We start from the raw sequence: 25,384 nt of genomic DNA on the forward strand, positions 1-25,384 counted from the left end.
GCAGATTCCCGAGCCATGGAAGCACCGTTGATGCATCTCGCCCTCGTGGGCACGCCGAACAGCGGCAAGACGTCGCTGTTCAACGCGCTGACCGGCAGCCGCCAGAAGGTGGCGAACTATCCGGGCGTCACGGTCGAGCGCAAGGAGGGTTCGTTCGTCACGCCGAAGGGCCGCCAGGTTTCGCTGGTCGATCTGCCCGGCACCTATTCGCTGCGCGGCCGCAGCCCGGACGAGGAGATCACCCGCGACGTGGTGCTCGGACGCGCCACCGGCGAGGCGCTGCCCGACCTCGTGCTCTGCGTGGCCGATTCCACCAATCTGCGCCTGACCATCCGCCTGGTGCTCGAACTGAAGAGCACCGGCCGCCCGCTGGCGCTCGTGCTCAACATGTTCGACATCGCGACCCGGCGCGGCGTCACGGTCGACGTGCCGCGTCTTTCGGAGGCGCTCGGCATCCCCGTCGTCACCTCGATCGCGGTGCGCAAGGGCGGCACCGCCGACCTGTTGCAGCTGACCGACGAATTGCTCACCGAGGCGCCGGCGCCGGACCGGCGGAACCTGTGGGAGCCGCTGACGGTGTCGCAGCTGCGCGCCTTCCAGCGCGAGGCCGACCGCATCATCGCGACCACGGTCAGCCTGCCGGCCCGGCCCGACACCTGGACCGCGCGGATCGACGCGGTCGTGCTGCACCCGGTCGGCGGGCTTGCGATCCTGCTTGCGATCCTGTTCGTGATGTTCCAGGCGGTGTTCGCCTGGGCGCAACCCCTGATGCAGCTGCTGTCGGCCGGCTTCGACGCCGCCGGGCAGTTCGTTCACGACACCCTCCCTGCGGGCCTGGTACAGAGCTTCCTGCAGAACGGCGTGATCTCCGGCGTCGGCAGCGTCATCGTGTTCCTGCCGCAGATCATCATCATCTTCCTGTTCATCCTTCTCCTGGAAGACTTCGGCTACATGGCGCGCGCCGCGTTCCTGATGGACCGCATCATGGGCGGCGCTGGCCTGCACGGCCGCGCCTTCATTCCGCTGCTATCGAGCTTCGCCTGCGCCATCCCCGGCATCATGGCGACGCGGGTGATCGACAACCGGCGCGATCGCCTGACCACGATCCTGATCGCGCCGCTGATGACCTGCTCGGCGCGCATTCCGGTCTACACCCTGATCATCTCGGCCTTCATCCCGCCAAAACTGATCGGCGGCTGGATCAATCTGCAGGGGCTCGTGATGTTCGGCCTCTACGCCACCGGCATCGCCTCGGCGCTCGGCGTCTCCTTCGTGATCAAGCACCTGATGCTGCGCGACTACCAGCCCGCGCCCTTCATGCTGGAACTGCCGGACTACAAGATGCCGCGGCTGCGCAGCATCGCGATCGGCATCTACACGCGCGCCAAAATGTTCCTGCAGCGCGCCGGCACCACGATCTTCTCGATGATGGTGCTGATCTGGTTCCTGGCGTCGTTTCCGCAAGCGCCGGAAGGCGCCACCGAGCCCGCGATCAACTACAGCCTCGCCGCCATGATCGGCAAGGCGATCGAGCCGCTGCTCGCCCCGCTCGGCTTCAACTGGCAGATCGCCGTCGCCCTGATCCCCGGCATGGCCGCGCGCGAGGTCGCCGTCGCGGCGCTCGGCACCGTCTATGCGATCGAGGGCGGCAAGGAAGCGGCCGAGCAGATCGGCGCGGTGCTCGCCACCAAATGGAGCCTCGCCACCGCGCTCTCGCTGCTCGCCTGGTACATCTTCGCGCCGCAATGCGCCTCCACGCTCGCGGTGATCCGCCGCGAGACCGGAAGCTGGAAATGGATGGCGGCGACCTTCGCCTACATGCTGGCGCTCGCCTATGCCGCGAGCCTTGCGACCTACAATATCGCGGTCGCGCTGGGGGCCGGTTAGTTCCCGCTTGCGCTGTCGGCGCCTGACTTCTATCTATGGCGCTCCGATCCGATAACCCCATGGAGCCCGAAATGGATTTCGCCCCGCACACCGCGCCGCGATCCCAATCCATTCCGGAAGCTCTGCATGACCGCCCTCGTTATCCTGGATTCGATTTCCCTTTCCACGCCTGACGGACGCCCCCTCTTCGACCATCTGACGCTTGCGCTAGCGCGCGAGCGGACCGGCTTGGTCGGACGCAATGGCTGCGGCAAATCCACGCTGCTCCGCCTGATCTCGGGCGTGGCCGAACCTGCCAAAGGCACCGTCCATCGGTCGGGCTCGATCGGCACGCTGGCCCAACACGTCGACGAGCGGCTCACCGTCGCGCAGGCGCTCGGCATCGACCGGGCGCTGGCGCGCCTGCGCCGGCTTGCGCGCGGCGACGGCTCGCTCGACGATGTCGGCGATGCCGACTGGACGCTGGAAAGCCGCGTCCATGCCGCGCTCGCCGAGACCGGATTGCCCGGCCTGCCGCTGCAGCGCCCGATGGCTTCCTTGAGCGGCGGCGAACGCACGCGCGTGGCGCTGGCGCGTCTCCTGGTCGAGGCGCCGGATTTGCTGCTGTTGGACGAACCGACCAACAATCTCGATGCGGACGGCCGCAAGGCCGTCGCCGCACTGCTGGCGCGCTGGCAAGGCGGTGTGGTCGTCGCCAGCCATGACCGCGAACTGCTGGAGCAGGTCGAGCGCATCGTCGAGCTGACGCCGGTGGGCGTCACGGTGTTCGGCGGGGCATGGAGTGCGTTCGCCGAGGCGCGTGACGCCGCACGGGCGCGGGCCGAAGCCGATCTCGAGCGCGCCGCCGATGCGCTGCGCCATGCCGAGCGCAGCACGCAGAAGGCCAGGGAGAAGAAAGCGCGGCGCGACAAGGCCGGCCGCGCCTGGCGCGACAAGGGCATCGAGGACAAGATGTTCATGGACCGCGAGAAGCAGCGCGCCGAGAACAGCGCCGCCCGCGAAGGCCGCATCGCCGAGCGGCAGATCGAGGATCGCAGCGAAGCGCTGGCCGAAGCCCGCACGCGCGTCGAAGTGCTCACCCCGCTCACGATCGAGCTGCCGAAGACCGGATTGCCGCACAGCCGCGAACTGATCGCGTTCCGTGACGTCGTGATGGCGCAGGGCGACCGCCCGCTGTTCGGCCCGCTGTCGTTCGAGATACGCGGCCCCGCACGCATCGCCGTCAGCGGCGCCAACGGCTCCGGCAAGACCACGCTGCTGCGTCTTATCTCCTGCGATCTCGAACCCCGCTCGGGCGAAATCCGCCGCCAGACCGGGCGCATCGCCGTGCTCGATCAACATGTCGGCTTGCTCGATCCGGCCTCCAGCATCCTCGACAATATGCGCCGCGAGAACCCCGACCTCACGGACAACGCGGCATACGCGACGCTGGCGCGCTTTGCCTTCCGCAACCGCGCGGCGCTACAGATCGCAGGCACATTGAGCGGCGGAGAATGGCTGCGCGCCGGCATGGCGTGCGTGTTCGCTCGACCCGAGCCGCCGTTGCTCCTGCTGCTCGACGAGCCGACCAATCACCTCGACATCGCTTCGATCGAGGAACTGGAGCAGGCGCTGCGGACGTTCGACGGCGCACTGGCCGTGGTAAGCCACGACCGGGCCTTTCTGCGCAACATCGGAATCGACCGCGAGATATCCCTCTAATTCTGCGCGGGCGGCCGCTCGGCCGCCCGCCGGAACGGCCGCGCCGCCTCGACCGCCCAGGCGCGGAAGGCCTCAAGCAGATGCAGGTTGCGCGCATCCGCCCGGTGCACGAAGTAGTAGCCGGTGGCGAGCTTCAGCGGCTGGTCGGCCAGCAGCGCGAGCCGCCCGGCCGACACATGCGCACCGACATAGGCCATGTCGATCAGCGCGATGCCGGCACCGGCAAGCGCGGCGTCGAGTGCCTGCGCACGCGTTTCCACCGTCAGGCATTTCAGTGATCTTTTCGGAAAACTGCGGTCGGCCTTCTGCCATTTCGACCAGTCGGCGAAGCGCGAGCGCGCGCGAATCAACGGCACGCCCTGCCAGGTTGAACGTGTGCCGGCCGCGATGCGCGACGCCAGCGACGGCGCTACGACCGGCATCAGGGTTTCCCTGAACAGCAGCGTCGAGACCAGTCCGTTCCACGCGCCGAGGCCGTGACGGATCGCGCCATCGATATCCTCGCGGGCGAGATCGACGGCGCGCGTGGTGGTCGATATCGCGACCTCGATGTGAGGATGGCCGGCCTGGAATTCGGCGACGCGCGGAAGCAGCCAGTGCGAGGCGAAGGTCGAGACAGTGGAGAGCCGGATCTGGCCGCGCTCGCGCCGGAACGGCTGCACCGCGGCCTCGATGCGATCGAGCGCATCACCCATGCTGGCCAGAAGCCGCTCGCCATCCTCGGTCAGCCGCAGGCCGCGGCCGGCCTTGCGCACCAGCCTGGCGCCGAGGCGATGCTCCAGCTCGGCGATCCGGTGCGACAGCGCCGAGCGCGTCACCCCCAGTTCGGCCGCTGCCTCCGTCAGGCTGCCGCGCGCGGCGAGCCCTGCCAGCGCGGCCAGCGCACGCGCCGAAGGCTGGAGCGACCTTATTGTCGCGGGCTCCGTCATTGGTGAGATAATCTCACCAATGACGGCGTCCGATCAAGCTAGGATGCGCCGGCGTTTCGCGGAGACAAAAACCATGCGCATCGACGATTTCCGGCAACTCGCCGCCTACAACCACTGGGCCAACCGCCGCCTCTATGGCGCCGCGCTGGAGCTGCCGGACGAAGCCTATCGCCGGCCGACCGGCGTGTTCTTCGCAAGCCTGCACGGCACGCTGAACCATCTGCTCCTGACCGATCGCGTCTGGCTGAAGCGGCTGACCGGCGAAGGCGAGCACCCGGCGCGGCTCGACGCGATCATCCATGACGACCGCAACGAGCTGTTGCGCGCGCGGATGGCGGAGGATGCGCGGCTGATCCGTGTGATCGGCGGCTATCGCGAGGCAGATCTCGACGGCGTGGTGTCCTACCAGAACATGGCCGGCAAACCATTTGAGCAGCGGCTGGTCGACATCCTGCTGCACCTGTTCAACCACCAGACCCATCACCGCGGCCAGGCCCATGCCTGCTGCTCGATCCTGACCGGGCAGGAACCGCCATCGCTGGACCTTCTGGCCTTCCAGCGCGGCGCGCCGGCGCCGGAGTTTTGACGCTGATCAGTTCGGCGGCGGCAGCGGCGTGATCACCATCGGCGGCCGCGGCTTGGGCCTGGGCGGCGGCGGCGCCGGGGCCGGTCGCACCTCGATCAGCGGCGGCAGCGGCGCGGCCTGCTGACCGACGACAGGCGTACCGGGGGCCAGTGGCGGAACCGGCGGATGCGGCACGAGCCGCACCTTCGGCTGCAGGCGGCGCGGATCGCGGCCCGGCAGCGGCACCTCCGACAGCGGCTGGTCCGATCCGGCGCCGGCCGGCGCGGACAGCTCCGGCAGTGCGGCAGTCGCGGGCGGCGGCACCGAGGCCGGCGTCGGCGACGGCGCCTCGCCGCGCTCGATCGCGTCGAGCCGCCGGGTCTCGCGATCGATCGCCCGCACCGCAAGCCAGGACGACAGCGCAGTGACGTCGACGGTACGGCTGAGCGCGTCGGGCGTGCCGGTCGTGAAGATCTGGATCTCGGGGCGGCTGTTCGAAGGTCCGGTCACCGGCGACGTCAGGCTGGCGCGGATGTCGACCTGGTCGGCGGGGACGTCGTAGCCGCCCGACACGATGGCGTGCGCGGTCTGTGCATCAAGTGCGGTGGCGCCGACGCGCAGACGGCCGTCGCGGACCGTGAACGGGAATTGCGCGGACGCGACCAATAGCGCGCCCGACGACAGCACCGGCTCGACGAGCTGCCGCAGCTTCGCATCGTCGGCCGCCTGGCCCGCGTCGCTGGCGCGGATCGCGACCTCGAAGGCGCGCGGGTCGAGCCCGGTGACCGCAGCCTGCTCCAGCGTCACCGTGCCGCTGCCGGAGAGGCCGCCCGTCAGCGCCGAGGCGCTGCGGCCCTGGCTCGCGAGCGTCATCTGCAGCGAGGCGCGCCCCGCCGGCATCTTCAGCCCGCGATAGCCGAGCGCCGCGCCGTCGACGCCCGAAAGCTCCACGCGGGCATTGAGCGCGATGCCGTTGCCGGAGGGCCTGGCATCGATGGTCGCGCTCGCCGTGCCGCCGCCGATATTGCCCTTGAGGCTGTCGAGCGTCAGCGACTGGCCGTCACTCTTCACGGTGCCGCCGAGCGGTCGCAACTCCGCGCCGTCAGGCAGCGTGCCGCGCAGCGCCTGGAAGCCGACCCGGCCGCGCCAGCCCTTCAACAGTCCCGCACCCAGCGGCTCGGCCGCGTCGCGGTTGGCAGCACCGATCGCGAGCGCCAACGCCGGCGCAAGCTCGAGCGCGTCGAGCCCGATCTCGCCGTCGACGCTCTTTTCCGTATCCAGCGTCAGGGCGAGATGCCCGCGCAGCCGCGAATGCGAGGCCGTGCTGTCGAGATCGTCGAAGCTGAGCTGGTTGCCGGCCAGCGTCACCCGCGAGGACAGGCTGATATTCTGCGCCAGGGTGTCCGACGGCTTCAGGCCGAACAGCGGCGCCAGATTGACGCTGCGCACTTTCGCATTGAGGTTGGCCTTGAGTTCCGTTCCCCAGGGATCGGCGGTGCCCTGCACCTCGGCGTCGAGCCCGCTGCCGGTGATCTTGCCCTCCAGCCGCAATGGCGCATGCCAGGCGCCATGCAGCGCGGCATCGAACTGGCTTGCGCCCTCGCCCACGGCGACCGCGCGATCGAGCCCGAGCAGCGCGGTCAGCGCCTGGCCGCGCGCGGACGAGAGCCTTGCGGTGATGTCGAGGTCGCTGCGGCGCAGCCCGTCGAGATCGATACCGCGGATCGCTGCGACGTCGGGCTTGGCCGCGATCGTGGCGCGGCCCTTCAGGTCAGGTGAATCGAGCTCGAGCGCCGCACGGGCGTCGGCATGTTCGGCGGTGCCCTTGTCGAGGTCGAGGGTGAGCTTCGCCCGCGCCTCCCCGGCGCCGGTGGCGACGGCATCGATCCGCGACGCGAGCGAAGGCGCAAGCGGCGCGATCAGCGCGGTGATCTGCGTCAGCGAGGCGGCACGCGCGCTCAGCGCCAGCTTGCCTGTCGCATTGGTGCGGTCGAAGCGGCCGCTTCCTTCGGTTGCAACCCCATTGCTGCCGCCAAAGCGGAGCTGATCGAGCGACATCGTCTTCGGGTCGTAGCTGAGCTTGGCGGCGAAGCCGCGCAGCTCCTGCCCCGCCGACATCGCGCGATCGACATCGAGCGAAATCTGCGCCTGCTCCGGCCAGGCGCCTTGCGGACCGCCAAGCGCGCGCACAAAGCCGCCGGCGCTGTCGAGATCGAGCCGCTCGGCCCTGAGCGCGGCATCAAGGCGCGAGCCGCCTTTCGCCGGCACCGTCAAGGCAAGCCGCCCTTCCAGCGTGCCGCCGTCGATCTCGGCCTTGAGGCCTTCGATCCCGAAGCGATCGGAAGAGAGCGCGACATTGCCGTGCAGCCGCAGCGGCTTCTGGCCGCGCAGCGCGATATCGCTGCGGCCCTGCAGCCAGCCCATCAGCGTGTCGGAATCGGCGGAATCGATGTCGAGCGTGCCCCTCAATCCGGCAGCGGAACCGGCCGGCGCGCTGCCGCCCCCGAGCACGACATGGGTGGCGCCGGGCGCACGGAAGTCCAGCCGGTCGACTGTCCACGCCGTCGCATCGCCATGCAGGCCAGCTTCGAGGTTCTGCAACGGGCGGCCGCCCAGCATGATCTGCTCGGCGCTGAAGTCGAGGCGCGCGGCGAACGGCGGATGCGGTACGGATTCGAGAACGTCGCGCAAGCCCGGCACGAGCCGCAGCGGACCTGCATTGTCGGTGAGGCGGTCGGCGTCGAGCTGGCGGGCGGACAGCGACGCGCGCAAGGCCGGCGCGGCGCCGAACCTGATATCGGCGACGCCGGTCGCGCGCAGCGCGTTCTCCTCGGCGCCATAGCTCGCCTCGACCTGCTCGAAGCGCGCCTGCGCCGCATCGGCCTTGACCTTGGCGGAGAGCTTCCACGGCACCGGCGAGGCCTCGCCGGCCTTCGCCTTCGGCACGGGGCGCGCCAGCACGAGGCTGCCGTCGAAGCGCGGCGCGCGCTGCTCGGAGGCGAGAATGCCGTCGAGATCGGCCGAGAACGGGCGGTCCCCCGGCTCGATGGCAAGATGCACCCGCGTGCCGTTGCCGTCGGTGGACTGGCCCGATGAGACACGGAACGGATAACGTATGCCAGAGACGGAAAAGTTGCCGTCGCCGCGCACCGCACCGGCCAGCGAGCGGACGTCGCCGGAGAAGATGATGTCGCTCAGTTCCAGCGTGCCGCGGCTTGCGGCATCATGCAGCGCGATGCGGCCGGTGAGGTTCAAGCGGTCGATCGCGAGCGCGGCGAGGTTCGACGCGCCGCTGGCGGCCGGCAGGTCGATCCGGCCCTGCGGGTCGAGGCCGAGATCGACGGCCAGGCCGTCGATCGTCAGCTCGGTGGCGCGCCACTGGCCGCGCATCAGGTCGCCAAGGCTGAATTCGACGTCCAGCCGGGCGGCGCGGACCTTGCCGAGATCGTTGGCGCCGCCGACCGTGACCGAGCGCAGCCGCAGGCTCGGCGCCGGCAGCAGCCGTGCATCGAGCTCTCCACCGACGCGCACCGGCGTGCCGAGGACGCGGCTCGCCTCCGTCTCGAACTGCGGCCGGAACTGGTTCCAGTCGATGAAAAGCGGCCCGAGCAGCGCGGCAACGAGCGCAATGATCAGGGTAATCGCCAGTCCGAGCAGCGTCGTCTGCACCGGGTCTCCTTTTGGACTAGTGGTCCGATCCTAGCATTCGCATCCCATCGTGGCCGGCACTCTTGCGAATGTTGGGATCAAGGACCACTAGCAAGCTATTGTTTCCAGTGGAGCTTCGGATTTGACGTTCGCTCATAAGGAATCGCGGCTGGCGGATAGCGAACGTCAAATCAGCTCCACTAGAGCATTGGTTCTGATTAAAATCAGAACCAATGCTCTAGATTCTTGTTTTGCCGCGTTTTCTTCACGCGAACCGGTGTCCACTTCGCTCGAAAACGCTATCGCTCCCGCCCTGCCGCCGCGCGTGACGGATCCGCCGCGCCAAAAACTGTCGGAACCTCGTCCTATATAGAAGAAATCGTGGCGAAGTCACAGCAACCCGCCGTGACGGCCGGCGTCGGCCTTACCAGCTCGCGGGCAGCCGCAGCAGGCCGCGCAGCACGAAGGTCGGCCGCCACTGCGGATTGTCCGCGTCATCGAGCCGCAGGTCCGGCAGCCGGCGCAGCAGCGTCGAGATCGCGATCTCGGCCTCGATGCGGGCGAGCTGGGCGCCGAGACAGAAATGGATGCCGCCGCCGAACGACAGCGGCTTGACATTCGGCCGCGTGATGTCGAGCCGATCGGGGTGATCAGGATAGACGGCCGGGTCGCGGTTGGCCGAGCCGAGCAGGCACAGCACGCTCTCGCCCTTCGGGATCTGCTTGCCGCCGAGATCGTCGATGTCCTCCAGCGCCACCCGGCCGGTCAGCTGCACCGAGGAATCATAACGGAGGAACTCCTCGATCGCGCCCGTGATCAGCGGCGGGTTGGCCTTGAGCAGCGCGAGCTGGTCGGGGTTGCGGTGAAGCGCGAGCAGGCCGTTGCCGATCAGGTTGACGGTGGTCTCGTGGCCCGCGCCGAACAGCAGGATGATGTTGGCGGTCAGTTCCTCGTTGGAGAGCTTGCTGCCGTTCTCTTCGGCCTGCACCAGCTGGGTAGTGAGGTCGTCACCCGGATTGCGGCGGCGCAGCTCGAAGAGCTGGTGGAAGTACATCTGCGCCATGGCGTGGCCGGCATTGGCCTGCGCGATCTCCTCCTTCGTCATCGGCACCGGATCGAGGATGCGGCCGCCGTCACGCGAGCTCTTGTAAAATACCTCGCGATGTTCCTCGGGAATGCCAAGCATGTCGCAGATGATGGTGACCGGCAGGCGAAAGGCGAAATCCTCGATCAGGTCCATATGACCGCGATCGATGATGGCGTCGATGGTCTGGTCGACGATCTCCTGGATGCGCGGCCGCATGTCCTCGACCCGGCGCGCCGTGAAGGCCTTCACCACGAGTCCGCGCAGGCGGGTGTGGTCGGGCGGGTCCTGCTGCAGCATCCAGTGACCCATCGCGCGGAAGATCGGCTCCTCCATGATCTTCGGGCCGTAGCGGCGGACTGTGCGCTCGACGTAATCCTTGCCGAAGCGCTTGTCGCGCAGCACGAGGCTCGCTTCCGCGTGCCGGCTCGCCACGAAGGCGCCGAACTGGGTGCGGTGCATCGGGTCGGCCGTGCGCAGCCGCTCGTAATGCGGATAGGGATCCCTGATGAAGTCCGGCGCCAGGGGATTGAACAGCGGCGCGGTGCCTTCTGCCTGGACATGCTCGTTCATGGCCGTCCTCCTCTGCCCGCGCCAAGGGCGCCGGCCTCGCGCCACGGGTGCCGGTCCGGCGCGGCGGCGCGGATCGCTGTTCCCGATTGCGCAACTCGATACAGCCTTGTATCGAGTTGCATTCTCGCCTAAATTGCGCCGATGTCAAGAGTTCGTACCAGACCGACCCGGGACGACACCCGCGAAAAGCTGTTCGAGGCGGCGGCGCAGGTGTTCGAGGAACAGGGCATCGGCGGCGCCAGCATCGAGGCGATCGCGGCCGCCGCCGGCTTCACCCGCGGCGCGTTCTATTCGAATTTCAAGAGCAAGGACGAGCTCATCATCGCCATGCTCGAGGATCACGTCGAGCAGACCATCCGGCGCAACCTCGAGCTCCTCGCCACGCACAGGAACGTCGCCGACTTCATCGAGGCGCTCAGGAGCATGGATCGCAGCCGCCAGGATCCGCTCGGCCGCTCGCCCTTGCTGCACATGGAGATGATCCTGTTCGTGGCGCGCGCCGAGCAGCGCCGGCCGGAACTGGCAAAGCGGCTGCGGGCGCGCCGCAAGCTGGTCGCCGAGATCGTTGCGACCACAGTCAAGAGCGGCGGCAACCGCCCGCTGGACACGGCTTGGACCAGTGCGGTGCTGCTGGCGCTCGAGGACGGCTTCCGCCTGCACCGGCTGATCGATCCGGAGACCACGCCGGCGGACAGTTTTCTGCGCGCCGTCACCGACCTGCAACGGGCGATCGGGGTTTCGTAAGCGCGCGCTGCCCCTCCTCCGCTCAGCCCTTCGCCGCCTTCAGCCGGTGCAACTGGCCGGCGACGAGACGAATCTGGCGCGGACCGGCGAACCAGATCGCCACCGCCGACAACACGCTCATCATGATGCCGATGACAAAGGCGATGGTGTAGTCGCCGGTGATGTCGTGCAGGAGGCCGGTCGCCCACGGGCCGGCCGCGCCGCCCGCAAGCGCGGCGAGCATGATGGTGCCGAAGATGCTGCCATAGTGCCTGCCCTGGAAGATCTCGAGCACGACGGCGCCCATCACCGAGGTGAGGCCGTAGCCGAGCGCTCCTTGCGTCAGCACCATGAAATAGACCAGCCACAGCGAGGGCGTGAATTTGAGCGCGATCAGCGTCGCATAGCAGATCGCAAAGCCCAGGCTGCTCGCGGTCCAGACCCATTCGCGTCCGATCCGGTCCGAGACATGGCCGAGCAGGATCTGGCCGGGAATGCCGAGCAGGCTGACGACGCCCAGTGACCAGACGCCGACCGAGGGCGAGAAGCCGATGTCGAGCAGGAATTTGGTCTGGTGCACCTGCACGGCGTACCAGACGTAGAGGCCGCAGAAAAAGCCGAGCGATATCCACCAGAAGCGCGCGGTGGAAAGCGCCCGCCGCAGCGTCCAGTCGGTGCCGGCCCAGACCGGATCGACGATGTTGGAGACAGGCTTCGCCGCGGCCGCCGACGGCGCCGCTTCGCCATCGGGCCGCAAGCCGATATCCTCCGGCTTCTTGTGCAAGAGCAGGTTGATCGGCGCGAGCACGATCAGGATCATCAGCCCCATCGCGGTGCAGGCGGTGCGCCAGCCGGCCTGCTCGATGACGTGCTGCACCCAGGGCAGCAGCGTCACCGAGCCGATCCCGACGCCGGCAAACGCAATGCCAATCGCAAGCCCGCGGCGACGGAGGAACCAGTTCGGCAGGAAGAAGGACTGCCCGGAATAGCCGAGGCAGACGCTGCCGGCGCCGACCATCACGCCGATGGTGAGATAAAGGTGCCATGGCTCTTTGGTCAGCGGCGCGAGCAGCAGGCCGCCCGCCATCAGCGCCACGCCAAGCTCCATCACCGCGCGCGGACCGGAGCGGTCCATCAGGCGGCCGATCAGCGGGCTCATTATTCCCGACACCACGAAACCGAAGGAGAAGGCGCCTGCGGTGATGCCGCGCTCCCAGCCGAACTCGGACAGGATCGGCGGGTAGAACAGCGAGAACGCGGTGCGCGCGTTGACGCCGATCGCCATGGTGACGAAGGTCACCGCGACGACGACCCAGCCGTAGTAGAAAGGCAGCCGCCGCATCAGCCCGCGCCGTTTCCGGCTTGAAGCTCGCCAGCAGATCCAGCTCGACCCGATTTCATCATGTCCTAGTGTCCCGATTCCGAAGTTCGTATCACTCTGCGGCCCCTCGTTGCAAACTTCGGAATCGAAGGGACACTTGTTGATCTAGTGTGGCTTTGGTTCAGAAGTCCGCATGACGAACTTGCGGCGACAATGATGCGGACTTCTGAGCCGCCACACTAGACTTCCATCCACTCCCTGCGGATGGCGTCGTTGGCCTTGAGTTCGGCCGGCGTGCCCTCAAACACCATCTGGCCATGCCCCATCACATAGACGCGGTGGGAAATCCGCATCGCGATCGACAATTTCTGTTCCACCAGCAGGATGGCGACGCCGCGCTTTGCGATCTCGGCGATCAGATCGCCGACCTGCTGCACGATCAGCGGCGCCAGTCCCTCGGTCGGCTCGTCGATCATCACGAGCCCGGGATCGCCCATCATGGTCCGGCAAATCGTCAGCATCTGCTTTTCGCCACCGGACAGCACGCCCGCGGCGGTGTCGGCGCGGTTGGCAAGATTGGGAAACATCGCAAGGAAGTCTTCGAGCTTCCATTTGGTCGGGCGCGACGGGTCCTTGATCCCCATCAGGAGGTTCTGCCGCACCGTCAATGTCGGGAAGATATCGCGGTGCTCGGGCACGTAGCCGAGCCCGAGCCGGGCGATGCGGTAGCTCGGCAGGCCGGCGATGTCCTGGTCCTTGAAACGAATGACACCCTGCGGCGGCACCTCGCCCATGATCGCCTTCACGGTGGTCGACCGTCCGACGCCGTTGCGGCCGAGCAGACTGACCACCTCGCCCGCCTCGATGCGCAGGTTGACGCCCTGCAGGATGTGGCTCTTGCCGTAATAGGCGTGCAGGTTTTCGACCTCGAGCATCAGGCCGCCTCCTGGCCCAGATAGGCTTCCCTCACCTTGGGATCGGCGCGGATCTCGTCGGGCGTGCCCGAGGCGATGATCTGGCCGTAGACCAGCACCGAGATGCGGTCGGCAAGGCCGAACACGACGCTCATGTCGTGCTCGACGATGACAAGCGTGCGGCCTTCGGTAAGGCGGCGGATCAGCGCGACCGCGCGCTCGGTCTCGGCGTGGCTCATGCCGGCGGTCGGCTCGTCCAGCAGGATGACATCGGCGCCGCCGGCGGTGGTGATGCCGATCTCCAGCGCCCGCTGCTCGGCATAGGTCAGAAGTCCCGCCGGCACGTCGCGCCGAGCGGCCAGGCCAATGCTTTCCAGCACCTGCGCCGTGCGCTCGCGCACCTCGGGCAGGCGGTCGACATTCTTCCAGAACGAATAACCGTGTCCGGTGGCCCACAGCACCGCGCAGCGCACGTTTTCCCAGACACTCATGTTGGCGAACACATTGGTGACCTGGAAGCTGCGCGACAACCCGCGGCGGTTGATCTGGTAGGGCGGCAGCCCGGAGATCACCTGGTCGCGCAGCAGAACCTCGCCCGAGGTCGGCGTGATGTAGCCGCTGATGAGATTGAACGTCGTCGACTTGCCGGCACCGTTCGGCCCGATCACGGCGTGACGCTCGCCCTGCGCGATGGAAAGATTGAGGTCGCGGATGATCGAGACGTTGCCGAAGCTCTTGTTGACGTTGCGAATGGCGATGGCGGGAGGCGGCGGCATGGTCATGCGAGAAACCCCTGCTCGCGCGCCGCGGTCGTGGCCTTGTCCCAGACATTCGCGACGTGAGCCCAGGTCCTGCGCGCCACGAGATAGCCCAGGACGATCAGCGCCGCCGCTAAGGCCCAGATGATCGGGCTCGACGCGTCGAAGCTCATCCCGAACGCCCTGATGTGCGGATCGTCAGCCGCATTGACGGTATAGTGCACGGTGATCTCGATCGCGAGCACCAAGCCTGCGAGCATCGCAACCGTCGGCGGCAGCGCGACCAGATAGGAGCGCAGCACCGGCACCAGCGCGCCGGCGCGCATCACCGGCCGATGCTTCATCAAAAGGCCGGCGAGGCCGCCAGGCGCGAACACCACGACCGCGATGAAGATCAGGCCGAAATAGAGCTGCCAGACCGAGGTGAGATCGCTGAGCGTGAGCGACAGATAGGTGACGAAGATCGCCCCGAGGATCGGGCCGATGAAATAGCCGATGCCGCCGATATAGGCCGCGAACAGCACGGTGCCGGACTGCACCGCGCCGAGATAGGCGGAATTGGCGATCTCGAAATTGATCGCGGTCAGTGCGCCGGCGATGCCGCCGAAGAATCCGGCGAAGCAGAACGCGATATAGCGGATCACGTGCGGATCATAGCCGACGAACTGCACGCGTTCGGGATTGTCGCGGACCGCGTTGCACATGCGCCCCCACGGCGTGCGGGTCAGCGCATACATCGCGATCGTCGCGATCAGCGTCCAGGCCGCGATCAGGTAGTAGATCTGGATCTGCGGACCGAAACTCCAGTCGAACAGCCGGAACAGCCGCGTCCGGTTGGCGGTGATGCCGGCTTCGCCGCCGAAGAAGCTGCGCAGGATCAGCACGGAGGCGCCGACCAGCTCGGCGACGCCGAGCGAGATCATGGCGAACGCCGTGCCGCTGCGTTTGGTCGAGACCCAGCCGAGCGCCAGCGCGAAGGCCAGCCCGGCGACGCCGCCGATCAGCGGCACCAGCGGCAGCGGGATCGGCCATCTGGAGGCGGCGATCAGGTTCATGCCGTGGACCGCGAGAAAGCCGCCGAACCCGTAATACACCGCGTGGCCGAACGACAGCATCCCGGTCTGGCCGAGCAGGATGTTGTAGGAGAGCGCAAAGATGATCGCGATGCCGATCAGGCTGAGCGTCGTCAGCGCGCCGCCCGAGGGGAAAATACGCGGCAGCACGAGCAGCGCCACGGCGGCAGCCAGCCACATGCCGTAGAACCGTACGCCATCGGATACGGCGGATCGCGGCTTCGGCATCGATTCCACGGACTCGCTCATGTCTCGCGCGTTCCCAATAGGCCCATCGGGCGGAAGATCAGGATCAGGACCAGCAGCACATAGGGCAGGATGGGCGCGATCTGCGCGATCGTGACGTTCCAGATGTCCGACAGCAACGGGTATCCCGCGCCGAGCGGTCCGAATAGGCTGGCAAGCGAGCCGTTGATCGAGACGGCGAAGGTCTGCAACAACCCGATCAGAAGCGAGGCGATGAAGGCGCCGGGCAGCGAGCCGAGTCCGCCTACCACGACCACCACGAACAGGATCGGTCCGAGCAGTCCCGCCATGTTGGACTGCGTGACCAGCGCGGGACCCGCGATCACGCCGGCGACGGCGGCGAGCGCCGTGCCGAAGCCGAACACCAGCATGAAGATGCGGCCGACATTGTGCCCGAGATGACCCACCATCTGCGGGTGGGTGAGCGCCGCCTGCACGATCATGCCGACCCGGGTCTTCTTGATCCCGATCAGGAGCGCCGCGAAGATCGCAACCGCCACCAGCAGCATGAAGATCTTGTAGGCCGGATAGTTGGTGGAGAAGATGGTGAAGGCCGGGAAATCCAGCAGCGCGGGCACGCGGTAGTCCACCGGGCTTTTGCCCCAGATCATCTGCACCACCTCCTCGATCGCGAAGGCGAGACCGAAGGTGAACAGCAGCTCGGCGACATGGCCGTTCTTATGGACGTTGCGCAGGCCGTAGCGCTCGACCGCGGCGCCGATGACGCCCGCGAGCACCGGCGCGATCAACAATGCCGGCCAGAAGCCGATCCAGCGCGTCAGCTGGTAGCCGAAAAATGCGCCCAGCATGTAGAACGAGGCATGCGCGAAGTTGAGAACGCCGAGCATACTGAAGATGACGGTCAACCCGCTCGACATCAGGAACAGCAGCATGCCGAACAGGATGCCATTCAGTGTCGATATGATGACCAGTTCCAGCACCAGGAGTCCCCAGCTCGGCTACCGCATGACGCCTTCCCTGAGGTACGCCGCATGCGCGCCCATGCGCCGCCTGCGCCATCCGCAGGGCGTGCCCGACATCAAGCCGGGCACGCCGATCGTGCAACGCACCGGCCCGCGTTACGGCCGGGCCATCTGGCAGGTCGTCGGCAACACCGTCTTGTCGGTGTCGATCTTGGCCACCAGCCTCCAGCCCCAGCCCGTCTTCTCCTCGTCAAACGCCTCCTTCTCGGACCGATCGCCGAATGAGGAGATGTACATCGGCTGGAAGAACTGATGGTCGTCCTTGCGCATGGTGCCCTTGCCCCCGTTATAGACCTCGAACTCCATGCCTTCGAGCGCGGTTGCGACCTTCACGGGATCGACGGACTTGGCCTTGTCGGCGGCGGCGGCCAGCATCCGCATTTCATTGGCCGCGCGCGGGTACCACATCGACACGTCGTATTTGGCGCGCAGCGCCTTTTCGAAAGTGTCCGACGACGGCGTGCTGATATTGGCCTGCCCCTCGCCGATCACGAACACCTGATGATTGAGGCCGGCCTGCTTGATCGCGGTCGGGCCGCCGGCGCCGCCTGCATAATAGGTGTACCAGTTGACCTTGAGGCCGGCATCAGCGGCGGCTTTCAGCAGCAGTGCGAAATCCTGGCCCCAATTGCCGGTGATGACGGAATCGGCGCCCGACGCCTTGATCTTGGCGATGTAGGGCGCGAAGTCGGTGACCTTCAGCAACGGATGCAGTTCGTCGCCGACGATCTGGATGTCGGGCCGCTTCTTCGCCAGCATCGCCTTGGCCTGGCTGCGCACGGATTCGCCGAAGGAATAATCCTGATTGATCAGGTAGATCTTTTTCGTCGCCGGCGTATCCTTGATGTAGTTGGTCAAGGCTTCCATCTTGATGTCGGAATTCGCGTCCCAGGCGAAATGCCAGTAGCTGCATTTGGCGTTGGTCAGGACCGGATCGACCGCGGCATAGTTGAAATACAGCACCTCCTTGCCGGGGTTGCGCTCGTTGTGCTTGGTCACGAAGTCCGACAGCGCCGCGGCATTGGCCGATCCATTGCCCTGCGTCAGATAGCGGATGCCGGCGTCGATCGCCTTTTGTGCCTGAACCAGCGACTCCTGCGGATTGGCCTTGTTATCGAACGGCACGATCTCGACCTTCTTGCCGCCGATCCCGCCCTTGGCGTTGAGCTCTTCGGCAAGGAACTGGTAGATCTTGAGGCCGACCTCGCCGACGCTCGCGCCGCCTCCCGACAGCGGGTCGATGTAGGCCACCTTCACCGTCTCCTGCGCCATTGCAGCGCCAGTCAAAAACGGCAGTGCCAGCACGGCAGCGGTCAAAATCCTGCGCATGGTCGTTCCTCCGATGGTTATTCTTGTTGCATGCCGGGACATGCAGGGCTTGTTTCACCAAACTATTGAGAGAAGACGGCCGCCCTTGTCAATGTCCGTCGGCCGCCGCCCGTCCGGCGGAATGTCGCAAAAAGGTCGCGCGACCTCACGGCCGGCGTGTCCAGCGGTCCGCATTGACCGCGCCGACCGGCGCCTCGCCCTTGATGATTGCTGCGACCTGGCGCACGGTCTCTGACGCTTGGTGCTCGATCGCCTGCGGCGTCAGCCCGCCGATATGCGGGGTCGCGATCACGTTCGGCAATTTCGCAAGCTCCGGCGTCGGCATCTGGTCCGGCGCGCGGCCGACATCCATCGCCGCACCGGCGATGCGGTGGTCGCGGAGCGCTGCGGCCAGCGCCGCCTCGTCGACCAGATTGCCGCGCGACAGATTGATGAAGAAGGCATGCTTCTGCATGCACGACAGCGCCGCCTGCCCGATCAGGTTCTCGGTCGCTTCATTGGCGACCGCGAGACAGACGACATAATCGGCGCGCGACAGCAGGTCGTCGAGCGGCACATGCCGGATGGCGGGGTCGTCGATGCTGACAAAGGGATCGGCGACCAGCACCTCCATGCCCAGCACCTTCGCAATTCCGGCGAGGGCGCGGCCGATGCTGCCATAGCCGATGATGCCGATGCGGCCGCCCGCGAGCTGCCGGCCCATCGCCACCTCCGGCCTGCGACCGGCGTGAAAATCCGCGGCCGCGCGCGAGACCCCGCGCGACAGGTCCACCATGAAGCCGAGCGCAAGCTCGGCGACCGCCGGCACGAAGCCCGGCGAAGCGCGCGTCACCAGCACGCCCGCTCTGGAAGCCGCGTCGACGTCGATGTTGCGGATATCGACCGCGCAGCGAACGAAGGCGCGCAGGTTCGGCAGTTGCGGAAAGATCGCGCCCTGCCCTTCGGTCATGCGGTCGGCAACGATGATGTCGGCATCTTTCGCTTTCGCGACGAGGCCGGCGGCATCGAGCGGCTCGTCGCCCTCGTGCAGGCGGACCTCGGCGAGCGCCTGCAGGCCCTTCAGGCTGCGCTCGCCGTAATATTGTCGCCGGAACTCCGGCGGATGGGTCAGCAGCACTTTCACGGTTTCATTCCGTCAGTAGCCGAAGGCGCGCGGCAGCGCCGTGCTGATAGAAGGCACGAATGCAACCACCAACAGGCAAAGCAGCAACAATCCGAGATAGCCCATGATCGGCTTCACGGTCTGCTCGATCGGTACGTTGCCGATCAGGCAGGCGCCGTAAAGGCCGAGCCCGAGCGGCGGCGCGAACAGGCCGATGCCCATCGCGATGACAAGCACGACGCCGAAATGCAGGGGATCGATGCCGAGCTTGACCGCGACCGGCAGCAGCAGCGGGCCGAAGATGATCAGCGCGGCCGCGCCCTCCAGCACCGAGCCCATCACGATCAGCACCGCGATCGACAGCAGCATGAACAGCCAGACGCCATTGGTCTTGGACAGCGCCAGCATCATGTCGCCGACCGCATGCGGCACCTGCTGCAGCGTCAGGATGAAGGCGAGCGACTGCGCGGCGGCGACGATGAACAGCACCAGCCCCGAACGTGTCGCGGCCTGGACGAAGCTCTGGGCTGTCGCGCGCAAGCCAAGCTCGCGGAACACGATGCGGCCGACCACCAGCGCATAGAGCGCGGCAAACGCCGAGATTTCGGTCGCGGTGGCAAAACCGCTCTTGAAGCCGGCGAAGATCATGAAGATCAGCCCGAAGGAGGCGACGGCGCCGCTCCACAGCCCGGAGACGGCCGCGCGCGGCTCGGCGTCGTCGGCGGCTGCGGGACGCCTGCCGAAGATGATGCACACCGCGATCAGCGCCAGCGCCATCAGTCCGGCCGGCAGCAGCCCGGCGACGAACAGGCCGCCGATCGAGAGGTTGGCGACGAAGCCGAGGATGATCAGGTTGATGCAGGGCGGGATGGTCTCGGCCATCACCGCGGAGGCCGCGAGCAACGCGACCGCGCTGCCGGGATTCTGCCTTGTGCGGCGCGCCGCCGGAATCAGCACCGAGCCGACGGCGGCGACGTCTGCCATCTTGGAGCCGGAGATGCCGGAGAACAGCACCATCGAGGTCACCATGACGACGTTGAGCCCGCCGCGCATGCGCCCGACCCCGCGCTGCAACAGCTCGATCAGGCGGACCGACATGCCGTTGGCTTCCATGAGGTAGCCGACCAGGATGAAGAACGGGATCGCAAGCAGCACGAAATTGTCGATGCCACGCGCCATCTGCTGGGCGAAGATGACGCCGGGCAGCGAGCCCTCCACCCAGATGAAGATCAGCGCCGCCAGCGCCAGCGCAAAGCCGATCGGCAATCCAGCGAACAGCATGACGAAGAAGCCGACCAGCATCAGCGTGCCGGACTGCGGCACTGATGCAGGCGCGAGATAATCCCACGCCAGATAGAGACCGACGATCAGCGCCGCGGCAACGATGCCTTCGGTCATGGCGCGGAACCCGCGGCCGCGAAAGATGTCGAACGCGAAGATGGTCATGAACAGCGCGCCGACGCCCATCGGATAGAAGGTCAGCTCCAGCGGCAGGCCGGAACCGGTGGTCTGACCTGCCGTCAGGCTGCCGAGCATCAGCGCGTGCCAGGCGACGTAGGCAGCGATCAATGTCGTCAAGAGCGCGACCACCGCATCGACCACGATGCGCACGCGCGCCGGCAGCATGTCGGCGAGGAAAGCGACGCCGAGATTCTCGCTGCGCGCCAGCGCGCTCGCCGCGCCGAAGAAGCTGGAACCGACCATCAGGCCGCGCGCGACGTCGTCGGACCATTCGACCGGCGCGTTGAACAGGAAGCGCAGCAGCACCGAGCCGCAGACCACGAGCAGGTCGGCCGCCAGCATGATCGCGGCGACCGCATCGCTCAGCGCCAGCAGCCACGCCACGAGGACATGACGATCAGCATGGGAAGCGGAAGCGACGTTTGCCCCCGCCTCGCCGCTATTGCCGGATGCGAAAGCCGGCTGCGCCGCGCCCGACATCGCCCTGCCGCCTCAGGCCTGGGTCGCGCGGATCATCTCGACGACGGGCTTGGCCTCGGGATGCGCCTTGATGAAATTGTCGGTCTGCGGAGCTACGCGCTTGCGGAAGGCTTCCCTGTCGCATTCGACCACGGCAACGCCCTTCTCCACGATCGCGGCCTGCGCCTCCTTCTCGACCGCAAGGCCGTGGGCGCGGGTGTCGATGGCCGCCTTCTGCGCGGCATCGAGGAAACCGTTGCGCAGCTTCGGATCCATGCGCTTGTAGGTCGCGTCGCTGAAATAGACCGCAAGCGGGGAAAAGATGTGCTGGGTCAGCGCGTAGTTCTTCGCGGTCTCGTAGAACTTGCTGGCGAGGATGGTCGGCGGGTCGTGCTCGAGCCCGTCGAGCACGCCGGCCTGCAGCGCGGTGTAGATCTCGCCAAAGGCGAGCGGCGTTGCGGCGGCGCCCATCAGGCGCAGGCATTCGGTGATGATCGGGTTCGGCAGCGTCCTGATCTTGAGGCCGGCGAGATCCTCCGGCGTCTCCACCTTCTTCTTCGCCAGCACGCTGCGCGCGCCGAAATTATAGGCCCAGGCAATGATGCGGATGTTGCCGCCCTTGAGCAGCGCCTCCTCGATCGGCTTTGCGGCGCCGCCGTCGAACGCCTTGGTCTGCTGCTGGTAGCTGGTGAAGAGATAGCCGAGGTCGAAGGTGCCGACCAGCGGCACCAGATTGGCCGAGATCGACGAGCCAGAGATCATCAGGTCGATGACGCCGAGCTTGACCGAATTGATGACGTCGATCTCCTGGCCGAGCTGGTTGTCGGGAAAGAAGGTGACGTCGATCTGCTCGGAAAGGCCGCCTGCCTTGATCTGCTTCACGAGATTGTCGTAGTAGACGCGGCCGTTGGCATATTTCGGATCGTTTGGCAGCGACGAGGAGCATCTCAGCTTCAAGGTCGCGGCCTGCGCGCGGCCGATGATGGCGGGAGAAAGCGCGATCCAGGCGGCCGCGGCCTTTGACGAACGCAGCAACGTGCGGCGGCTGACGGGCCCGATTGTCATGGCGCTTCCTTCCCAGATGTTCTTATGCCGGCGCGATCGTCGTCGCTGCCGTTGCGTTCAACTGTAGGGCCAAAGCGAACGGGCAGGCAAGGGTGACGCCGGCCGGCCCATCGATCCTGTTCCGGTCGTGATCGATGCTCGCGCCGCATCGATCATGGCGGGCCGGAATGATGCTCGAGCACGCGACTCTCGTGCCCGAAATAAGCGCGCTCCAGCCGCTTCGGCAAATCGGCTTCGCCGGTCGACGCCTCCAGCGCGATGCGGCCCTGCACCAGCGCATAGACGCGGTCGGCGCAGGCCAGCGCCTTCTCCAGCAACTGCTCGACCAGCAGCACCGCCGTGCCCTGCCCGCGCAGCCGGGCGATGACGTTGAGCACGCGATCGACCAGCACCGGCGACAGGCCGGCGGAGGGCTCGTCCAGCATCAACAGCCGCGGCCGGTGCACCAGCCCCTGCGCGACCGTCAGCATCTGCTGCTGGCCGCCGGACAGCGCGCCGCCGCGCTCGTGACGCTTCTCGGCGATCTCGGGGAAATAGCACAGCGCCTCCTCGACGCGCGCCAGACGCTCGCCGCGCGGCAGGTCGTAGCCGGCGAGCAGGAGGTTATCGAGCACCGAGATCTGGGTGAAGACGCGGTGGCCCTCGATGACATGGATGAGGCCGGCGCGCACCGCCTCGCGCGGCGTGATGTTGGCCACCTCTCGCCCGTCGAAGCCTACATGGCCGGCGGTGACCGGCAGCAGGCCGGACAGCGCGCGCAGCATCGTGGTCTTGCCGGCGCCGTTCGGCCCGAGCAGCGCCACCACCTCGCCGGCGGCGACCGCGAGGTCCACGCCGTGCAATACGCGGATCTTGCCGTAGCCGGATTCGAGGCCGCTCACGGAAAGCAGCGGCTCAGCCGCCGAGATAGGCACTGACGACCTCCTTGTGGACGCGAATTTCGTCGGGCGTGCCGGCGGCGAGGACGCGGCCGAGATTGAGCACGGTGACCTGATGGCAGATGTCGAAGATCAGGTCGGCATGATGCTCGACCAGCAGCACGCCGACGCCGCGCCGGGCGATCGCCTTGATCAGTTCGGCGAGCCGGTCGATCTCGTCATTGGCAAGGCCGGCGGCAGGCTCATCCAGCAGCAGGAAATCCGGATCCAGCATCAAGGCGCGGGCGATCTCGATGAAGCGCAGCTCGCTGTGCTGCAGGCGGTCGGTGCGGACATCGGCGAGCGTCTCGAGGCCGACGACGCCGAGCAGAGCCCTCGCCTTCTCCGCAAGGGTGCGCTCGTCGCGGCGATTGCGCGGCAGCGCCAGCAGCGCCTCGGCGAAGCTCGCTTTGCCCGCCACCGTGCCGCCGATCATGACGTTCTGCAGCACCGAGGCTTCGCCGATCACGCGCGGGGTCTGGAAGGTGCGCGCGATGCCGCAGGATGCGCGCAGCGCCGGCCGGCCCGGCGGCAGCGCTTCGCCGCCCAACGTCATCGTGCCCGCTTTCGCAGCGTAGTAACCCGAGATCACGTTCAGCGTCGTGGTCTTGCCGCTGCCGTTGGGCCCGATCAGACCATGGATCTGGCCGGGCACGATATCGAGATCGAGGCCGTCGATGGCGCGCACATTGCCGAAGCTCAAGGCGATTGCGCGGAGCTGCAACGGCTTGTCGCCGGTGCGCTCGCGCATGATTGCGCCGAGCGCCGCCGGGCGCGGCAAGATGGCACGGTTGCTGGCGAGCGGGCGGCGGCTGCGGAAGTCGAGCAGCGCCGCGATGCCGCCCGGCATCACCAGCACGATCAAAAGCAGCAGCACCGCATAGAGGAAGGTCGACCAGGCCGCGAGCGGTGCCGCGATCTCCGGCAGGATGGTCAGGATGATGGTGCCGAGCAGCGGGCCAAGGATCGAGCCGCGGCCGCCGATCAGGATCGCGATGAAGAACAATATGGAAAGATCGAAGGTGAAGGCATCCGGCGTGATGTAGGTCTGCAGCGACGCGAACAGGCCGCCGGCCACGGCCGCGAGCGCGCCGGCGAGCAGGAAGATCGCAACCAGCATGCGCGGCTTGGAAATGCCGGTCGCTTCTGCGGCGACCTCGGCGTCGCGCACCGCGATCAGCGCGCGGCCGAAGCGGCTCCTCGCCACGTTGGCGCTGATCCAGGTGCTGACGACGGCAAAGGCGATGCAGAGGAAATAGAAGCCCCAGGCGGTGTTGAAGGGTGCGGGGAATTCCGGCCCGGGAATGCCGATGCCGCCGCCGGTGACGCTCTGCCAGGCCAGCGCGATCTGCGTGACGATGGTGGCGAAGCCTAGCGTCGACATCGCGAAATAGAAGGTGCGCAGCCGCAGCGCCGGCAGGCCGACGATCACGCCGAACAGCGCGCCGACGATGGCGGCACACGGCAGCGCGACGAACACCGGGATCGCCGGCATCACGTTGCCGGCGACCAGCACGCTCGTGGTGTAGGCGCCGAGCGTCAGCAGCGCGACATAGCCGATCGCGAGGTGTCCGGCGAAACCGACAATCAGGTTGAGGCCGGACACCAGGACCCAGTAGATCGCCATGCGCGCGCCGATCAGCGCCCAATAGTCGTTGCCGACCACCGGCAGAAGCAGTGCGATGGCGAGAATGCCGAGGAACGGCGCGAGATGCGGCAGCGCCGCGCGCCAGGCGCCGCTCTCGGCGCGCGAAGGCACGGTGCTGAGCGCGACCATCACACCCTCCGCGCCGCGGCTGCGCCGAACAGGCCTTGCGGCGCCGTCAGCAGCACGACGATGAAGAGTGCGAACACCGCGACGGAGGAGAAGATGCCGCCGACCAGGAAATTGGCCGCCTGCTGGAACAGCCCCAGCACGAGGCCGCCGACGATGGCGCCGCGGTTGTTGCCCAGCCCCCCGAGCGCGACCGGCACGAAGCCGTAGAAATTGAGCAGCGCGCCGTTGGCGAAGAAGGCGAGCAGCAACTCGCCGCCGGAAAACCCGGCGATGCCGCCGACGATGCCGGCGAGCGCGTAGCTTGCGACCCGCAGATTGCGCTCCGGAAGGCCGAGCGCGCGGGCGGCGAAATTGTCTTCCGCGATGGCGACGAAGGCGCGCCCGACCAGGGTGCGGCGGTAGAGATATTCGAGGCCGAGGATGGTGATCGCGCAGGCGGCCACCGGCAGCCAGAATTTCTCGTCGAGCGCGCCGCTGCCCCACCCGATCAGGCGCGGGAAGGGCTGCGGCTCGGTGCCCCATTTGATCGCGGCGACCTGCTGGATCATCAGCGCCACCGCGAGCGTCGAGAGCACGTAGAGATGCTGGTCGAGGCTCTTGAGCACCGGCCGCACCGCGATGAATTCGGTGATGATCCCGATGATGGCGCAGCAGAGCAGCGTCAGCACGAAACCCGCCAGCACCGGCAAGCCGAGCTTCAGCGTGAACATCGAGCCGAACACGCCGCCGAGCATGGCGAGCTGGCCCGCGGTGAAGCTCATCACCCGCGAAGTCGAGAACATCGTGTTGTAGGTGACGCCGACGAGCGCGTAGACCGCGCCGGCCGCCAGTCCGGATGCGAGGATCGAGGCCAGCATGGGCCCGGCTCC

The 25,384-nt window shown here is 67.3% G+C and carries 19 protein-coding genes; 4 read left to right on the forward strand and 15 right to left on the reverse strand.

Features of this window, described 5'->3' with window-relative positions; translation table 11 throughout:
* Window positions 1-15: 15 nt before the first annotated feature.
* Window positions 16-1,887: a ferrous iron transporter B gene (feoB, locus tag QOU61_RS30050; RefSeq protein WP_289654822.1), complete on the forward strand. Its 1,872-nt coding sequence runs from the start codon at window positions 16-18 to the stop codon at window positions 1,885-1,887.
* 126 nt (window positions 1,888-2,013) lie between these two features.
* Complete coding sequence (locus QOU61_RS30055) at window positions 2,014-3,588, forward strand: ABC-F family ATP-binding cassette domain-containing protein (RefSeq protein ID WP_289654823.1); 1,575 nt, start codon at window positions 2,014-2,016, stop codon at window positions 3,586-3,588.
* Here the strand turns inward: QOU61_RS30055 and QOU61_RS30060 are convergent.
* A complete protein-coding gene (locus tag QOU61_RS30060; protein WP_289654824.1) occupies window positions 3,585-4,517 on the reverse strand; it encodes a LysR substrate-binding domain-containing protein in 933 nt (310 codons plus the stop codon). The genes QOU61_RS30055 and QOU61_RS30060 overlap by 4 nt on opposite strands.
* Before the next feature lie 73 nt (window positions 4,518-4,590).
* Here QOU61_RS30060 and QOU61_RS30065 point away from each other — a divergent pair, with 73 nt between their 5' ends.
* Entirely contained in the window at window positions 4,591-5,103 is a 513-nt protein-coding gene (locus tag QOU61_RS30065; RefSeq protein WP_289654825.1) for a DinB family protein, read from the forward strand.
* 6 nt (window positions 5,104-5,109) lie between these two features.
* Here QOU61_RS30065 and QOU61_RS30070 read toward each other — a convergent pair whose 3' ends face one another.
* A complete protein-coding gene (locus tag QOU61_RS30070; protein WP_289654826.1) occupies window positions 5,110-8,751 on the reverse strand; it encodes an AsmA family protein in 3,642 nt (1,213 codons plus the stop codon).
* 403 nt (window positions 8,752-9,154) lie between these two features.
* A complete protein-coding gene (locus QOU61_RS30075) occupies window positions 9,155-10,387 on the reverse strand; it encodes a cytochrome P450 (RefSeq protein ID WP_289654827.1) in 1,233 nt (410 codons plus the stop codon).
* 141 nt (window positions 10,388-10,528) lie between these two features.
* Between QOU61_RS30075 and QOU61_RS30080 the strand changes: the two genes are divergently transcribed.
* A complete protein-coding gene (locus QOU61_RS30080; protein ID WP_289654828.1) occupies window positions 10,529-11,131 on the forward strand; it encodes a TetR/AcrR family transcriptional regulator in 603 nt (200 codons plus the stop codon).
* Window positions 11,132-11,153: 22 nt separating this feature from the next.
* Here the strand turns inward: QOU61_RS30080 and QOU61_RS30085 are convergent, their stop codons facing one another.
* The 12 genes from QOU61_RS30085 to QOU61_RS30140 all read right to left on the reverse strand — a co-directional run bounded on the left by QOU61_RS30085 (window position 11,154) and on the right by QOU61_RS30140 (window position 25,372).
* Window positions 11,154-12,452, reverse strand: a complete 1,299-nt coding sequence (locus tag QOU61_RS30085) for an MFS transporter (protein ID WP_289654829.1) — start codon at window positions 12,450-12,452, stop codon at window positions 11,154-11,156.
* 218 nt (window positions 12,453-12,670) lie between these two features.
* Window positions 12,671-13,366: an ABC transporter ATP-binding protein gene (locus QOU61_RS30090; protein WP_289654830.1), complete on the reverse strand. Its 696-nt coding sequence runs from the start codon at window positions 13,364-13,366 to the stop codon at window positions 12,671-12,673.
* The gene (locus tag QOU61_RS30095) at window positions 13,366-14,121 is read right to left on the reverse strand and encodes an ABC transporter ATP-binding protein (protein WP_289661864.1); all 756 of its coding nucleotides are present in this window, start codon (window positions 14,119-14,121) and stop codon (window positions 13,366-13,368) included. The genes QOU61_RS30090 and QOU61_RS30095 overlap by 1 nt, the downstream gene beginning before the upstream one ends.
* Window positions 14,122-14,123: 2 nt before the next feature.
* The gene (locus QOU61_RS30100; protein WP_289654831.1) at window positions 14,124-15,425 is read right to left on the reverse strand and encodes a branched-chain amino acid ABC transporter permease; all 1,302 of its coding nucleotides are present in this window, start codon (window positions 15,423-15,425) and stop codon (window positions 14,124-14,126) included.
* Window positions 15,422-16,363, reverse strand: a complete 942-nt coding sequence (locus QOU61_RS30105) for a branched-chain amino acid ABC transporter permease (protein WP_289654832.1) — start codon at window positions 16,361-16,363, stop codon at window positions 15,422-15,424. Before QOU61_RS30105 ends, QOU61_RS30100 begins: the two co-directional genes overlap by 4 nt.
* Window positions 16,364-16,501: 138 nt before the next feature.
* Window positions 16,502-17,734, reverse strand: coding sequence for a branched-chain amino acid ABC transporter substrate-binding protein (locus tag QOU61_RS30110; protein ID WP_289654833.1), 1,233 nt, complete (start codon window positions 17,732-17,734; stop codon window positions 16,502-16,504).
* Window positions 17,735-17,879: 145 nt separating this feature from the next.
* On the reverse strand, window positions 17,880-18,857 hold the full coding sequence (locus QOU61_RS30115) for an NAD(P)-dependent oxidoreductase (protein WP_289654834.1): 978 nt from the start codon (window positions 18,855-18,857) through the stop codon (window positions 17,880-17,882).
* Window positions 18,858-18,869: 12 nt separating this feature from the next.
* Entirely contained in the window at window positions 18,870-20,777 is a 1,908-nt protein-coding gene (locus tag QOU61_RS30120) for a TRAP transporter large permease (protein ID WP_289654835.1), read from the reverse strand.
* A 12-nt stretch (window positions 20,778-20,789) separates the two neighbouring features.
* Window positions 20,790-21,821: a TRAP transporter substrate-binding protein gene (locus QOU61_RS30125; protein WP_289654836.1), complete on the reverse strand. Its 1,032-nt coding sequence runs from the start codon at window positions 21,819-21,821 to the stop codon at window positions 20,790-20,792.
* A gap of 152 nt (window positions 21,822-21,973) precedes the next feature.
* The gene (locus tag QOU61_RS30130; RefSeq protein WP_289654837.1) at window positions 21,974-22,735 is read right to left on the reverse strand and encodes an ABC transporter ATP-binding protein; all 762 of its coding nucleotides are present in this window, start codon (window positions 22,733-22,735) and stop codon (window positions 21,974-21,976) included.
* Entirely contained in the window at window positions 22,716-24,515 is a 1,800-nt protein-coding gene (locus tag QOU61_RS30135) for a branched-chain amino acid ABC transporter ATP-binding protein/permease (protein ID WP_289654838.1), read from the reverse strand. Before QOU61_RS30135 ends, QOU61_RS30130 begins: the two co-directional genes overlap by 20 nt.
* The gene (locus tag QOU61_RS30140) at window positions 24,515-25,372 is read right to left on the reverse strand and encodes a branched-chain amino acid ABC transporter permease (protein WP_289654839.1); all 858 of its coding nucleotides are present in this window, start codon (window positions 25,370-25,372) and stop codon (window positions 24,515-24,517) included. Before QOU61_RS30140 ends, QOU61_RS30135 begins: the two co-directional genes overlap by 1 nt.
* Between the last annotated feature and the right edge of the window lie 12 nt (window positions 25,373-25,384).

This window comes from Bradyrhizobium sp. NP1, from assembly GCF_030378205.1.
In the GTDB taxonomy this organism is placed as follows: Bacteria; Pseudomonadota; Alphaproteobacteria; order Rhizobiales; family Xanthobacteraceae; genus Bradyrhizobium.